Origin of the sequence: Neorhizobium galegae (assembly GCF_017877135.1) — a bacterium.
GTDB lineage: Bacteria > Pseudomonadota > Alphaproteobacteria > Rhizobiales > Rhizobiaceae > Neorhizobium > Neorhizobium galegae_A.
On sequence record NZ_JAGIPH010000003.1, the window covers coordinates 16538 to 29731 of the forward strand.

Sequence of the window (13194 nt, forward strand, 5' to 3'; positions counted from 1 at the left end):
TGTGCTGCAGCGCCGGTCGCCCCCTCCAGCTGGGAAGGGGCGATGGCGGCGCTGTGGGATTCGGATCAGTTGAACGATTTCGGCCGATCGCGGCAGTCTTCGTCATCTTCGCGGCCGGGCACGCCAACGATGTAACGGTCATTGAACAAGGCCGGATGCTGCAGCGCCTCATTCCGCAGCTCATTGGAAAATTCCTGGGCAGGGTTCGGCATGACGATGCCCGGCGCCGGCTCAACGCTGACATGACCTACGGGAATGGCCGGCGGATGAGCGTCATAGGTCGCCTGGAAGTTGGCGAAACCGGCCAGGAGCGATGTGTCTCCTAAATTCGGAATCGGACCTTGTGTGTCCATGCGAAGTGCGCACTTGAACTGCTGGGGTGCGTTGAAGATTGCCTGAAGGGTCTTGTTGAACGATAGCGTCGGGTTAAATGCCATGCGCGCCGTGCGAAGATCCAGTGCACCCTGATTGTCCGTCAGAAGGCCGCGATAGATATATTCAGCCGCTGCAGGATAGGGTGTCATGGCACCCAATGACGCGATGATGGCGGTCGCAAAGACCGGCATCGAAAACCGCTGGAAAAATTTCAAGGCAAGGTAGCGGCCGAGCGTCCGCAAATCCGTGAGGTCGTTGATCATGACGATTCTTTCTTCGTTGAATGAAGGTTGGACGGGGAGGAGTGAAGTCATGGGAATTCCGTCTGCCGGCGGAATCTCCGTGCTTGTTGATGGTGAGTGGTCAGTGCCCAGGGCTCGCGATGCAGATTGCACCGGATTGCAGGAAAGGCTTGCGCGTCGCCCGCGGCTGTCGCGGATGCTGCCGCCTGCCACGCCGCCATAGAGGTGGCAAGAAGCGCCGCAGGCGGGCTTGGAACTGCGTCAGGCCAACTGCGCGGCTTCCAGGAGAATGATGTAGTTCCCGTTCGACAGCAGCAGCCCCATCAGGGTCAGCCCCGCCACCTCATCGGTGAGCACCCAGTTGCTGCCGTTATACATCAGCGTCGTCTGGTGAAGGATGTTGGTGCCTGGGACGGAGAGGGTGAGCGGGAAAATCACCGTCATGCTGGGGATGTCCCACGGGAACGAGATCGCGGCACCGCCCGCAAGCGGCACCATCAGCTGGGCAACGACCTGTCCATTGGTCTGCTGCGCGCCGGTCCAGACCTGGTTCTGGCTGTCGGAGATATTGGCGAGATTGAAAGTGATCGTCGGCATCGGAGTGTCCTTTGGGGGAAATGGTGAAGGCAAAATTGCGATGTGCGGGCATGCGTCGGCTCTCGCCGACGGGATGTCAGTTCTTGATAGAAGGGTTGAAGCGTCGCTGAGTGTCAGGGCAGCAATGCTGCCGGAGCCGCTCGCAGGATATTGTCCGGCCCCATGACGACGCCCAGGCTTGGGCTAGTTGGGCTGAACTCGACCATCAGGCTGTTGGTCACGCTTGCCGAATCGATTGTTTCGCCGGCCATGTATCCACCGAACATCACCCAGTAGCGGTTCTGGTGCGGGATGAAGGTGGTGGTGATATTGGCGTTGAAATTGACCGTATAGACCGGCGCACCGCCGATCGCGACGCCGAGATGCACGGGGTAGTCGAAGATGGCGGAGAGCTGGCGGATCGTCATCGTCCCCTGCGGCCCGCCGGTGCGAAGGTTCTGGAAGGTCGGAGCCCCGTAGATGTCGGAGGTCAGGTCGATCAGGTTTTCCCGATCCGGATTGGCCGCCACCTGCTGGCAGGCATTGAAGTAGGAGCGGTTGCGATAGATGCCCCTTTCGCCCCAGATGAAACTCATCTCGGTGTCCCAGGAAAAAGCAAGCCTGGTGCCGGGTGCGGCAGGCCGTGCCATCCAGGCAAGGCTGATCACATGCTGGCTGCCCTCGCTCTGCGGCGGCACCTGATAGATGGCGAAGTTGCCATGCAGTTTGGACATGTTGGTACAGGTCAGGCGGTAGTCGGTCATGGCAACCTCGCGGATCTGCTGGAAGACGGGCGCCAAGGCGCCCGCCGACAGGGAAGGATCAGGAAACGGTGATGATGTTGTCAAGGCCGAGGACGGCGGTGCGCGAGGTGAGCGCCCCGCCATACGTCACCTCGATGGCGCCCGTCACATCCTCGATGTCGATCACGTCGCCGGTTTCGAAATTGCCGAAGATCACCCAGTAATTCGGGTGCGGCGTGAAGACGGCCGTCATGTTCGGCTGAGCCTGGACGGCAAAGGTGCCGGAGCCTGCCATGCCGATGCCGACCGAGGTCTGGTTGGGCACCACGTTGGACAGCTGCTGGATGGTCAGCGAGCCGAGGGTGCCGGCCGAACTCGGGTTGGCAAAGGTGGTTGCGCCATAGGCGTCCTGCTTCAGCTGGATCAGGTTCTGGGCATTCGGATCGGCCGGCACGACCTGCGAGGCGTCGAAGTTGATGCCGGGCTTCAGGATGCCGGTTTCAGACCAGGTGAAGCTGTAGGCGAGGTCCCAGGAAAAGGTGACGCGGGTACTGGGCGCCGTGGGGCGTGCAAACCAGGCCAGCGAAAAGACATTGCCGGGCATGGTGGACGGCGGCGCCTTCTGGAAGACGGCAAAGCTGCCGGAGATCTGCGAATTGTTGACGCAAGTGAGAGAATAGATGGTCATGAACGTACCTTCCGGTTCTTGTGTGTTCGCCTCGAAGTGATGGAGGAGCCGGTGCCCATGGGGTGCGGCAGGCACCGGCTCCATCCCTTCCGTCTGGTGTGGGCGGAAAAACCAGCGGAGAGGGATCTGGATGGACCGCCGGGCAAGCCGGCGGCGCGTCGGGTCAGGGGTGCCGCGGCGGGCGACCCTTCGGTGTGCAGAGCGCTTGCGCCGAGGAGGCCCGCAGGGCAGGGAACGGCATAGCCTGGGCCTCTCCGGAAGCACGTGGGCCGGTGGCTCTCTGATCGTTCATGGCGGGCCTCCTCTCGTTCGGGAGGTGCAGCGCTCTGGTCGTCGCCGGCTCCTCCATCTCTCTGTTGCAACAAGATATAGATGCAACTTTCACGGTTGTCATTGTCTTAACGTTCGCAAAAGTTGTATTTGCGTGTCAGCTCAACTTCAATCATGGGATGTATTGACTCGGGAGCAGATTTCGGCGAGCCAGGCGGCGAGCAGGGCTATTCCTTCGGAGGGAGGCCGCGACGGCTGCAGGCTTTCCAGCGTGCCGGCACGGGCTGCCTGCCGTATGGCGCGGGGCGAGCGGCCATAGGTGGCGCGGAACAGCCGGCTGAAATGGGCCTCGTCCGAAAAGCCAAGCGCATAGGCGATATCGCCGATCCGCCGGTGCTGCTCGGCCGGATCTGTGAGCGCAATCATGCACCGACGCAGACGACGGTTGCGGATATAGGTTTCCACGCCGCCGGCGCGCGCAAAGATCCGGTAGAGCTGGCTGCGGGAAATGGCGAACTGCCGCGCCAGGCCGGCGGGGGTAAGGGTATGGCTCCGCAGGTTGTCCTCGATGTAGCGGCGTATCCGCCGGGCAAGCGTCGCCCCCCGGACCGCAGAGACAGCCGGTGGGCCAAGCGTGGCTTCGATGAGCCGCAGCAGCGCGGAGCTTATGGGATGGATCTCATGCCGTCCGGCGCCGGCCATGGTGTCTGCCAGCGTTTTCAGGAGGTTGCCGGTAAGTTTTGCAGCCGTGACTTGAGCCGGATAGATGCGTGGGGTTCCCCAGCCGCCGTCAAGCGATGGCAGATGGCAGCGCGGCACGATCATGTGGATCATGTGCGCGCCCACCGTGCAGAGATCCGTCGCCAGGGCAAGGTCGAGGACGATCACATCCCCCGGGCGCAGCCGCATCCACCTGTCCTGCCAAAGCGCCGCGCGCCCTTGGACCAGGACCGAGACGATGAGGGCATCCATATCGTCGACTTCTGCCTTCTCCTGACTGCGCCGATAGCGCCCGTCGGCGAGATGCTCGTCGAGAAGCAGGAAGGCTTCGCCGTGATAGGCAGTTCCGTGCGCCATCTCCTCGCGCGGTCGGAGCCTGTTGGTGCGGTGGAAATCAAAGGCAAGCATCAGGCCGCTTTCGCAGGAGCAGGCGCGAGGTATGTCAGACAGGGCGCGGCCCAATGGGATGGGTGCGGGCATGCCAGAGGCGGTGGCAGGGAGCGGTATCAAATTCTGATTGTGTGACATTTGCATCTCCAGGTTGTGCCTGGAGGCAAAATTGCGAGTACAATTCTAGGTTTTCAACTAACGATTTTTTTATTTTTTAGGTTGTATTCCGGAGTGCTGGTACGGTTGTGGATGAGGGAATGCGCCAGGCACATCGCAGAGATCGGCGCCATCGATGGGGAGGCATCACCTGCCTCTTCGTTGCCGGATGCAAACGCGCACTTGAACGTGGCACACAATCTGTTCCATGGTCACCGGCAGGCGGATGCAAGGACCACGACGATGCACAGCGACCACGATCACCACGATCATGACCATGATCACGACAATCACTACAGCGACATGCAGGCGCGGGTTTTGGCGCTGGAAACGGTTCTGACGGAAAAGGGGCTCATCGACCCGCTGGCACTTGATGCGATCGTCGAAACCTACGAGACGAAGATCGGACCGCGCAACGGCGCGAGGGTGGTGGCCAAAGCCTGGGCCGACGGGGCCTTTTCCGAATGGCTCGCCATCGATGCGACGTCCGCCATTGCAAGCCTTGGCTATACCGGTCGCCAGGGCGAACATATGCGCGCCGTCTTCAATACCAACGAGACGCACAATCTCGTCGTCTGTACGCTGTGCTCCTGCTATCCCTGGTCCGTGCTTGGGCTTCCGCCGGTGTGGTACAAGGCGCCGGCCTACCGCGCCAAGGCGGTCATGGATCCGCGTGGCGTGCTCTCGGACTTCGGCGTCGCCTTGCCGCAGGACAAGAAGGTCCGCGTGTGGGATTCCACCGCCGAGCTCCGCTATCTCGTGGTGCCTCAGCGCCCCGAAGGGACGGAAGGCTGGAGCGAAGAACGGCTGGCGGAACTTGTCACCCGCGACAGTATGATTGGCACCGGTCTTGCCCGCAGCGCCGGCGAGGTGGCGGCATGAACGGCCCGCATGATCTGGGTGGCCAGATGGGCCACGGCCCGGTGCGACCGGAAACGGACGAGCCCTATTTTCACGGCGACTGGGAAAAGCGCGCCTTGGGCGTCACGCTCGCCTGCGGGGCTTTTGGCGCCTGGACCATCGATGAGAGCCGGCACGCACGGGAAAATATTGCGCCCGCGGCGTACCTGTCGGCAAGCTATTACGAAATCTGGATCCGCGCGCTGGAAGTGCTGCTCAAGCGTCACCGCTTCGTAACGGAGGCGGAGCTTGCGGCGGGCCACAGCCTTGGCCCCGGCGCTACACCCCGCCGGGTGCTGGAGGCCGCAATGGTGCCGTCCGTGCTGGCGAAGGGTGGACCCTGCGACCGGCCTGCAGAGGGTGCGCCTGTCTTCGTCGTCGGCCAGCGCGTGCGCACGCGCAATATCCACACCTTGGGCCATACCCGTCTGCCGCGCTATGCCCGCGCAAAGACCGGGGTCATCGAGGCGGTGCAGGGATTTTTCGTCTACCCCGACGACAATGCCCATGGTCGCGGCGAAAACCCGCAATGGGTCTATACCGTGGTGTTCGACGGTCGCGAGATCTGGGGCGAGGGAAGCGACCCGACGCTCACCGTCTCCATCGATGCCTGGGAGAGCTATCTTGAGCCAGTGTGAAACCGTGTCGCCGCTCGCCGGCTCTCCAGGCCTTCCCGTCTCGTCCGAGGGCGCACCGGTGTTTGCCGAGCCATGGCAGGCCAAGGCCTTTGCACTGACCGTCCATCTTTACGAGCGTGGCGTCTTCTCCTGGGCGGAATGGGCAGAACACCTGTCGCGCGAGGTGAAGCGGCCGGAGCGGGCCGCCGACGGCGCGGATTATTTCGACGCCTGGGTGGCGGCGCTGTCCCACCTCTTGGCCGAGAAGGGGGTGGCCGAGGAGGGGCAGGTGCTCGCTCTGCAGCACAGCTGGCAACGCGCCGCAGAGGCAACGCCGCATGGCAGTCCGATCGTGCTCAGCAATGATCCGCAGCATTTGCCCGACGCGGGACGGCGGGGCGGCGTGTAAATATCCGGTATTTTTGTCCTGCTGGATGTGGTCGGGAAGATTTGCATCCTGTAATTTCAAATAGACTTCTCGTTGATTGAATGTTGATGTAGATAAAAGGGTACGTTCGATTTATTCGCACCTGGGGGACAAGGTGAGCGCGAATACAGAAGAGCCGGGACATTCTGATTATATCCTTGGGGGCTATCTGATCCTGGCCCCACTTCTTTTTACCGGGCTGCTGGTCGTTGCCTGGCCGATTGCAATTTCTGAACCAAAGTCCGCCTGGCAGATGTTTTTTGGGCCGCTTGCGCCTGCCGCCGCAAAGGCGACCGGTGTTACCAATCTCCTTGGGGTGAGAAGCAGCGAAGTGATCGTCCTGCTTCTTGTTGCCGTCTCCGGCGCGCTGGGTGGGGCGCTTAACTCCGCCTACAAATTCGCCATTCACAAAGGGCTCGGCCAGTTCAATCAGAACTGGATCTGGTGGTATGTGATGCATCCCGTCTTTGGCATGGTGCTGGGCCTGCTGATGGGGCTGCTATTGCAGGCGGGGCTGCTGACGCTTGCACCACAGGCGGGTGAACAGGCCTCGGCTCCGCTTAATCCGGCAGCCCTTGCGGCTATTGCCGGGCTGACCGGCATGTTCGCCCGCAAAGGCATCGCCAAGCTCGACGAGTTGTTCGACACGATCCTCAAGGCGCCGAAAGTGCAGGATGCGATGGATGCCAAGACGCCGGTGATCGACAAGCTCGATCCCGCCGAGACGCAGACAGGCGCCACGAAGGCAGAGGTCGTCGTCATCGGCCGCTATTTCGATCCCAAGGCCGTCGTCAAGGTCGATGGCACGGCCTGCGACGCGGCGGCCGATGGTGATGGACGCCTGAAGATCGCGCTGCCGGCTGATGTGCTGCAGGGACCCGCGACGCTTCAAGTCACCGTCATCAATCCGGGCGATGCCGGGCTGGAGTCCAAGCCTGCCACATTCGAGGTGAAGTAGCGGCCCGGGCTGTGTTTCAGGTTGCTATTCTGTTCCGAATCCTTGAATGAAGGGTCATGCAGTTCGCACCGCAACAGGATGAGGCCCTGAAGGCCGTTTCGAAATGGCTGAAGGATGGCCGTAGCCAGGTCTTCCGCCTGTTCGGCTATGCCGGAACCGGCAAGACGACGCTTGCGAAGCATTTTGCCGAAAATGTCGATGGCGAGGTGCTGTTTGCCGCCTTTACCGGCAAGGCGGCCCAGGTGCTGCGCTCGCGCGGCGCCACCAATGCACGCACCATCCACTCGCTGATCTACCGCCCGCGCGGCGAGGAAGCGGTGGAAGACGAGGAAACCGGCAAGACATCGGTCTCGCCGATGTTTTCCATCAATCGCCAGAGCCCGCTTGCCAAGGCCGCCCTCATCGTCATCGACGAATGCTCGATGGTGGACGAGCAGCTTGGCAAGGACCTGATGAGCTTTGGCACACCGATCCTGGTGCTCGGCGATCCCGGCCAGCTGCCGCCCGTTTCCGGCGGCGGTTTCTTCACCGAGCAGGAGCCGGACTATCTTTTGACCGAGATTCATCGCCAGGCCCGTGACAACCCGATCATCCAGCTTGCCATGCAGGTGCGCGAAGGCCGCGAGATCATGCATGGCGATTACGGAACCGCCCAGGTGATCTCGCGCAATGATGTCAACCAGACGCTGGTTCTGGAGGCCGATCAGGTGCTTGTCGGCACCAACAAGACGCGCCGGCGCTATAACCAGCGGCTGCGGGAGCTCAAGGGTTTCAGCCTGCCGCATCCGCAATCCGGCGACAAGCTGGTCTGCCTGCGCAACGATCCGGCCAAAGGACTGCTCAACGGTTCGCTGTGGCAGGTGATGAGTTCGTCGCGCGAGACCGTCAAGCCCGGCATCAACCTGATGATCCGCCCGGAAGACGACGACATGAACCGCGGTGCGGCCAAGATCAAGCTGTTGAAACAGGCTTTCGAGGAGGAGGGGGAGATCCCCTGGACCACCCGCAAGCGCTATGACGAGTTCGATTTCGGCTATGCGCTGACTGTCCACAAGGCGCAAGGCTCGCAGTGGAACAATGTCGTCTTGTTCGACGAAAGCTGGGCCTTTCGCGACAGCCGCGAGCGCTGGCTCTATACGGCGATCACCCGGGCCGCCGAAACCATCACCATCGTCCGGTAATCTGCTGGATCAGTGCGGCAGAAGACCAAGCACGATCGCCTTGGCGGCCGCCTGGAAACGGTTGGATACGCCAAGCCGCACGATCAGGCTTTCCTCGAGTGCTGCCAATTCCTCTTCCGTCATGTTGAGCTGCCGGGCAAGGTCGGCGCCCTTGAAACCTTCCGTCATCAGCACGAGGCATCGCCGGTCGCGCTCGCAAAAGGTGAGGGGTTCGACATGGACACCCGCCGTCACCGTCGGTGTGATGTCGATCTCGTTCACCAGCGTGCGGATCTGCTGGATCTGCCGGTGGATCGAGGAAATGTCGGAGGTCAGTTCGCGCTTGCGGCTGTCGAGCACCCGGCAGAAAATCGCGTCCGCCTCCAGCTGGCTTGCCGCCTCGCTCAGGTCCTGCATCAGGTCCTGGATGGCAGAAAGCGGCATGCCGATTTCGCGGCAGGCGTTGATCACCGCCATCTTGCGGATCATGCGGTGGTCATAGACCCGCATCATGCCCAGCCGTTCCGCGCTGATCAGGCCCTTTTCCTCGTAGAAATGCAGGGTGCGGTGGGTGACGCCGAAGAGTTCGGCCATGTCTGAAATGCCGATGGGCTGACCGTCACCACTGAGGTCCGGCCCAATCCGAGGCAGGAAGGCGGGGGCTGGGCGCCCCATGGTTTCACTCGATGTGTGTACCCGCATGACTGTCTCCTCCTCATGCAGCACAGGCAGGCTCCGCCAGCCCGTCTGCCTGCTGAAAGTGCAAGGTGCGGCGGTCGCTGCACCTATTTTATGCAATTCTAAAGTTAACAGTTTATTCCGGATGCGAAACTGCGATTCTATGGCCACAAGAATTGATAGATCCTTCAGCAATTTGCGTGGAAACGGGCGGATAATTCCATTGCCGATGCGCCGGCCTTTGCTTTAGACATGCGGCCATTGCCTGCTCAAGGACCCGTGCGATGCCCGCGAAGCTTTCCGTCAATCTGAATGCCGTTGCCATGCTGCGCAATCGTCGCGATCTGCCGTGGCCAAGTGTCGAGCATCTCGGTCGCGTGGCGCTTGAAGCGGGCGCCTACGGGCTGACGGTGCATCCGCGACCCGACCAGCGCCATATCCGCTTTTCCGATCTGCCGGTGCTGCGGGCGCTGATCGACGATGTGTTTCCGAAGGCCGAGTTCAACATCGAAGGCTATCCTTCGGAGGATTTTCTGGCGCTGTGCGAGAAGACGCAGCCGGAGCAGGTGACGCTTGTGCCCGACGACCCCGCCCAGGCAACCTCCGACCACGGGTTCGATTTCCGCCGCCAGGGCGAGATGCTGAAGCCGATCGTTGCGCGCCTGAAGTCAGCCGGCATGCGGGTGTCGCTGTTTGCCGATGGTGACGGCGATGTCGAGGCGGTGAAGCTTGCCAAGGCGACCGGCGCCGACCGCATCGAGCTTTATACCGGGCCATACGGCGGGTGCTATGATCAGCCGGAAAAGGCGCGCGAAATGCTCGAGCTTCTGGGGCGCACCGCCGATGCGGCCAAGGTCGAAGGGCTTGGCGTGAATGCCGGCCACGATTTGACGGTGGCCAATCTTCCCGCTCTTGCCGCGCGCATTCCCGATCTTGCCGAGGTATCCATCGGCCATGGTCTGACGGCGGATGCGCTGGAATACGGCATGGCCGAGACCGTGCGGCGCTTTCGCCGTGCCTGCGGGGAAAAGGTCTGAACACCGGCGCTCAGAGATCGAGCACCCATGTCTGGCCGTTGAGCTCAGGGCCGAACATGCTATGCCGCTCCTCCGATACCAGCCGGAACCCAGCCTTCTGATAGAGGGCGAGCGCTGCCGCAAGATTGTCATTGGTCCAGAGGCTGAGCGAGCGGTAGCCGCTGCGCCTTGAAAACCCGATGGCGTCTTCAACCAGGGCCTTGCCAAGCCCCAGTCCGCGTGCGGCGGGGTCGACGTAAAGAAGGCGCAGCTTTGCCACGTCCGATCCGCCATCCATGATGAAGATCGAGCCGAGGCGGTTTCCGCCGCGCTCGGCAATCCATGCTTTTTCGCGCGCCGGATTGAAGTTTTTCAAAAACTGGCCGGCGACCTCGGCCACAAGCGCCTCGAACTGGTCGTTCCATCCGAATGTGCGTGTGTAGAATTCGGCCTGTGCGGCAATGACCCAACCCATGTCTCCGGGCCGATGATCTCTGAACACGACTGGTGCCGATGCTTCGCCGCCGCCAAAGCTGTCGCGCATGACGGCGATGGCTTGCGCAAGCGGCTGGTAGCCCTCGGCGGGCAGTCTTTCGAGCGCTGCCGCGATCTGCTGGCGTGACAGGTCGGCAAGCCGCGCCCGCTCGTCCTCGCCTTGCGGCGTCAGCACCAGCGTCTGGCTGCGCCTGTCCCTCGGGTCCTCTTCTGCCACCACCAGCCCGCGGGCGCGAAAAGTCTTGAGGATACGGCTGAGATAGGCCGGATCGAGCGACAGACTGCGCGCGAGGATATTGGCCGCAACGCCTGGAGTAGCGCCGATATCATGCAGGACACGCGCTTCAGCCAGCGTATAGCCGGCGCCGAGATAGTTGCGGCCGAGAATGCCGAGCTGCTGCGTATAGAAGCGGTTGAAATCGCGGATGCTGTCGAGGAGATCGATCATGGGCTGAACCTCTTTCGAGCATTCAGGGGGGAAATTTGTTGACGGAGTCAAGTAAATTTGCGCGCTTCACGCAAAAACGCCGGCGAAACTTCGCCGGCGTTGAAAGTCCGATAGGTGGAGGGGGCGCTGATTGCTCAGCCGAGCGCTGCCTTGTGTGCCTCGAAAAACGCGGCGGCGGATTGCGGCTTGCGTCCGGTCAGCCGTTCAAAGGCGTCGGTCAGGATCTCGAAATTGCCGGCACGGGTATTGGCATCGGCCGAGACAATGAGATCAACGACGAAGGGCGGCAGGCCGGCGCTCGCGGCACCGGCGGCGAGCTGCTCGTCGTTGACGGGTACAACCGCCAGCGGCTTTCCGGCGGCCTTGGACACGATGGCCGCCACATCGTCTGCACCGAGCAGTTCCGAGCCCGTCAGCGTCAGGATGACATTGCCGGCCGGCGGATTGGCAAGGGCAGCTGCTGCAGCCGCGGCGCAATCGTCGCGCGAGATATTGGGCTGGCGGCCGGCGCCGATCGCGGTGAACCACTGGCCGGATGCAAGGTTGCGCGCCATGCTGCCGACGTAATTGTCGAGATACCAGGAATTGCGCAGGATCGTGTAGGAAAGGCCGCTGGCCTTGATTGCCTCCTCGGTGCCCAGATGATCCGGCGCAAACGAAACCAGCGATTTGTCCGGGTTCGGCATCGAGGTGTAGAGGATATGCTTGACGCCGGCCTTTGCGGCGGCGGCGGCGGCCGCCTTGTGCTGCTCCAGACGCTTGCCGGGGACGGCCAGTTCGTCGGTCGAGATCAGCAGCAGGCGGTCGATGCCGGCAAAGGCGGCTTCAAGGCCAGCGGGGTCGTTGAAATCGGCCGCGCGCGTTTCGATGCCCTTTGCTGCCCATTCTCCAAGTTTTGCCGGATCGCGGCTGGCGGCGACGATCTGGTCTGCCGGGATCTTGGCCTCTGCCAGGAGATGGGCGAGAACGCCGCGACCGAGCTGGCCCGAAGCGCCTGTGACGAGTATCCGTGTCATTGAAAAGTCCCTTTGCAAGGTCTGCTGCGATGCTCTCATTTTGAGAGTTGCACTACAATAGGAATTGACCCGCCCCTGTAAAGGAGGCAGTTTTGCGGGAGATCGTTACCTTGAAGGAACCACCATGAATCAGCGCGCTGAAGTCACCAGTTTCTCTGCCGTTATGGCGCAGGTCGACGGCTGGGACAGCGACAACTGCCCGGTGCGTGATGTCATCAGCCAGATTGCCGGCAAGTGGTCGACGCTGCTGTTGCATGCGCTCTCCGACCGTCCCTATCGCTTCGGGGAACTGCGCCGGCTCGTGCCCGACATTTCGCAGCGCATGCTGACGCAGACCCTGCGGGACCTGCAACGCGACGGCTATATTGCCCGCACGGTCTACCCCACCAAGCCGCCGAGCGTGGAATACAGCATGACCCCGCTTGGCCATTCGCTGTTTGCGCCGCTGTCGAAGGTGCTGCAGTGGGCGCAGGACAATCACGAGCAGGTCAAGGCTGCCCGTCTGGCCTTCGACGGGTCCGATCTCGCGCGCTGATCCGTCTTTTCCAGATCTTTTAAAATTTCAAGCTGCCGCCTCTCGTGCCCTCTTGACCGCACAGAAAACTGCGGGTAGATCACGAACCGTACCGTACGGTACTTGAGGAGGGCTTGATCGTGTCTGCTGAACTGCCAGAAATTCCGGAGTTTTCGCCCCGCCAGAACGCTGTTCTGGAACAGGCGCTGAAGCTTCTGGTGGATGGCGGCGAAAAGGCACTGACCACTTCGGGCCTGGCGCGCGCCGCTAACTGTTCCAAGGAAAGCCTCTACAAGTGGTTCGGCGATCGCGACGGATTGCTGGCGGCGATGATTGCCTTTCAGGCGGCCAAGGTGCGCACCTTCGAGCGGGGCGCCGGGCGCCTGACGGCCGATCTGCTGCGCGAACACCTGGAAATCTTCGGGCGCGATCTTCTGGAGGTTCTGTCGGGGGATGTGTCGCTGGCGCTCAACCGGCTGGCCATCGGCCAGGCAAGCCGCGAGGGATCCAAGCTCGGCCGCCTCCTCATCGAACATGGCCGCCGTCAGATTGACCGGCGCGCCATCGGCCTCATGGAAGCCGGCCGTCGGGCAGGGCTCCTGCGATTTGCCGATGCCGACGGCGCCTATCACACGCTTTACGGCCTCGTCGTCTCGGATCTGCATGTGCGCATGCTTCTGGGCGAACCGGGCCTCAAGGACAATGCACGCCAGGCGGCAAAGGCGGTGGATGCCTTCCTGCAGCTCTATGGCGTGGGACCGGATACCGAAAACGCCTGAACGACGCTTTCGGATGATGACTTAAC

Annotated in this window: 16 protein-coding genes; 8 read left to right on the forward strand and 8 right to left on the reverse strand. The window is 62.1% G+C overall.

What is annotated here, in order from left to right:
* Window positions 1-65 precede the first annotated feature (65 nt).
* The 5 genes from J2858_RS10365 to J2858_RS10385 all read right to left on the reverse strand — a co-directional run bounded on the left by J2858_RS10365 (window position 66) and on the right by J2858_RS10385 (window position 4022).
* Window positions 66-830, reverse strand: a complete 765-nt coding sequence (locus J2858_RS10365; protein ID WP_210104740.1) for a hypothetical protein — start codon at window positions 828-830, stop codon at window positions 66-68.
* 48 nt (window positions 831-878) lie between these two features.
* A complete protein-coding gene (locus J2858_RS10370; RefSeq protein WP_210104741.1) occupies window positions 879-1214 on the reverse strand; it encodes a hypothetical protein in 336 nt (111 codons plus the stop codon).
* A 113-nt stretch (window positions 1215-1327) separates the two neighbouring features.
* Window positions 1328-1993, reverse strand: a complete 666-nt coding sequence (locus J2858_RS10375; RefSeq protein WP_210104742.1) for a hypothetical protein — start codon at window positions 1991-1993, stop codon at window positions 1328-1330.
* A gap of 22 nt (window positions 1994-2015) precedes the next feature.
* Complete coding sequence (locus J2858_RS10380) at window positions 2016-2624, reverse strand: protein rhiA (protein WP_210104743.1); 609 nt, start codon at window positions 2622-2624, stop codon at window positions 2016-2018.
* Window positions 2625-3062: 438 nt separating this feature from the next.
* The gene (locus J2858_RS10385; protein ID WP_210104744.1) at window positions 3063-4022 is read right to left on the reverse strand and encodes a helix-turn-helix domain-containing protein; all 960 of its coding nucleotides are present in this window, start codon (window positions 4020-4022) and stop codon (window positions 3063-3065) included.
* Window positions 4023-4403: 381 nt separating this feature from the next.
* Between J2858_RS10385 and nthA the strand changes: the two genes are divergently transcribed.
* The 5 genes from nthA to J2858_RS10410 all read left to right on the forward strand — a co-directional run bounded on the left by nthA (window position 4404) and on the right by J2858_RS10410 (window position 8243).
* A complete protein-coding gene (nthA, locus tag J2858_RS10390; protein ID WP_210104745.1) occupies window positions 4404-5042 on the forward strand; it encodes a nitrile hydratase subunit alpha in 639 nt (212 codons plus the stop codon).
* A complete protein-coding gene (gene nthB / locus J2858_RS10395; protein ID WP_210104746.1) occupies window positions 5039-5698 on the forward strand; it encodes a nitrile hydratase subunit beta in 660 nt (219 codons plus the stop codon). The genes nthA and nthB overlap by 4 nt, the downstream gene beginning before the upstream one ends.
* On the forward strand, window positions 5685-6086 hold the full coding sequence (locus J2858_RS10400) for a nitrile hydratase accessory protein (protein ID WP_210104747.1): 402 nt from the start codon (window positions 5685-5687) through the stop codon (window positions 6084-6086). Before nthB ends, J2858_RS10400 begins: the two co-directional genes overlap by 14 nt.
* Before the next feature lie 133 nt (window positions 6087-6219).
* Window positions 6220-7062, forward strand: coding sequence for a hypothetical protein (locus J2858_RS10405; RefSeq protein ID WP_210104748.1), 843 nt, complete (start codon window positions 6220-6222; stop codon window positions 7060-7062).
* A 56-nt stretch (window positions 7063-7118) separates the two neighbouring features.
* Window positions 7119-8243: an ATP-dependent DNA helicase gene (locus J2858_RS10410; protein ID WP_210104749.1), complete on the forward strand. Its 1125-nt coding sequence runs from the start codon at window positions 7119-7121 to the stop codon at window positions 8241-8243.
* A 9-nt stretch (window positions 8244-8252) separates the two neighbouring features.
* Here J2858_RS10410 and J2858_RS10415 read toward each other — a convergent pair whose 3' ends face one another.
* Window positions 8253-8924, reverse strand: coding sequence for a MerR family transcriptional regulator (locus tag J2858_RS10415; protein WP_210104750.1), 672 nt, complete (start codon window positions 8922-8924; stop codon window positions 8253-8255).
* A gap of 260 nt (window positions 8925-9184) precedes the next feature.
* Here J2858_RS10415 and J2858_RS10420 point away from each other — a divergent pair, with 260 nt between their 5' ends.
* Window positions 9185-9937 carry a pyridoxine 5'-phosphate synthase gene (locus J2858_RS10420; RefSeq protein ID WP_210104751.1) on the forward strand — a complete coding sequence of 251 codons (753 nt, stop codon included), beginning with the start codon at window positions 9185-9187 and terminating at the stop codon, window positions 9935-9937.
* 10 nt (window positions 9938-9947) lie between these two features.
* Here J2858_RS10420 and J2858_RS10425 read toward each other — a convergent pair whose 3' ends face one another.
* Window positions 9948-10859 (reverse strand): bifunctional helix-turn-helix transcriptional regulator/GNAT family N-acetyltransferase, encoded by a 912-nt coding sequence (locus tag J2858_RS10425; protein ID WP_210104752.1) that lies wholly within the window; start codon window positions 10857-10859, stop codon window positions 9948-9950.
* Between the two features lie 134 nt (window positions 10860-10993).
* Window positions 10994-11875 carry an SDR family oxidoreductase gene (locus J2858_RS10430; RefSeq protein WP_210104753.1) on the reverse strand — a complete coding sequence of 294 codons (882 nt, stop codon included), beginning with the start codon at window positions 11873-11875 and terminating at the stop codon, window positions 10994-10996.
* 124 nt (window positions 11876-11999) lie between these two features.
* On the opposite strand from J2858_RS10430, the gene J2858_RS10435 reads away from it, so the two are divergent.
* Both J2858_RS10435 and J2858_RS10440 read left to right on the forward strand, forming a co-directional pair.
* Complete coding sequence (locus J2858_RS10435) at window positions 12000-12410, forward strand: winged helix-turn-helix transcriptional regulator (RefSeq protein ID WP_210104754.1); 411 nt, start codon at window positions 12000-12002, stop codon at window positions 12408-12410.
* A 119-nt stretch (window positions 12411-12529) separates the two neighbouring features.
* Window positions 12530-13168, forward strand: coding sequence for a TetR/AcrR family transcriptional regulator C-terminal domain-containing protein (locus J2858_RS10440; protein WP_210104755.1), 639 nt, complete (start codon window positions 12530-12532; stop codon window positions 13166-13168).
* The last annotated feature ends 26 nt before the right edge of the window (window positions 13169-13194 follow it).

What these genes read in the sequence shown, in the direction of transcription:
- J2858_RS10370 (WP_210104741.1), bottom strand. Translation starts at nt 1,214, where the DNA reads ATGCCGACGATCACTTTCAATCTCGCCAATATCTCCGACAGCCAGAAC.
- J2858_RS10380 (WP_210104743.1), bottom strand. Translation starts at nt 2,624, where the DNA reads ATGACCATCTATTCTCTCACTTGCGTCAACAATTCGCAGATCTCCGGC.
- J2858_RS10385 (WP_210104744.1), bottom strand. Translation starts at nt 4,022, where the DNA reads ATGCTTGCCTTTGATTTCCACCGCACCAACAGGCTCCGACCGCGCGAG.
- nthA (WP_210104745.1), top strand. Translation starts at nt 4,404, where the DNA reads ATGCACAGCGACCACGATCACCACGATCATGACCATGATCACGACAAT.
- nthB (WP_210104746.1), top strand. Translation starts at nt 5,039, where the DNA reads ATGAACGGCCCGCATGATCTGGGTGGCCAGATGGGCCACGGCCCGGTG.
- J2858_RS10410 (WP_210104749.1), top strand. Translation starts at nt 7,119, where the DNA reads ATGCAGTTCGCACCGCAACAGGATGAGGCCCTGAAGGCCGTTTCGAAA.
- J2858_RS10415 (WP_210104750.1), bottom strand. Translation starts at nt 8,924, where the DNA reads ATGCGGGTACACACATCGAGTGAAACCATGGGGCGCCCAGCCCCCGCC.
- J2858_RS10420 (WP_210104751.1), top strand. Translation starts at nt 9,185, where the DNA reads ATGCCCGCGAAGCTTTCCGTCAATCTGAATGCCGTTGCCATGCTGCGC.
- J2858_RS10425 (WP_210104752.1), bottom strand. Translation starts at nt 10,859, where the DNA reads ATGATCGATCTCCTCGACAGCATCCGCGATTTCAACCGCTTCTATACG.
- J2858_RS10430 (WP_210104753.1), bottom strand. Translation starts at nt 11,875, where the DNA reads ATGACACGGATACTCGTCACAGGCGCTTCGGGCCAGCTCGGTCGCGGC.
- J2858_RS10435 (WP_210104754.1), top strand. Translation starts at nt 12,000, where the DNA reads ATGAATCAGCGCGCTGAAGTCACCAGTTTCTCTGCCGTTATGGCGCAG.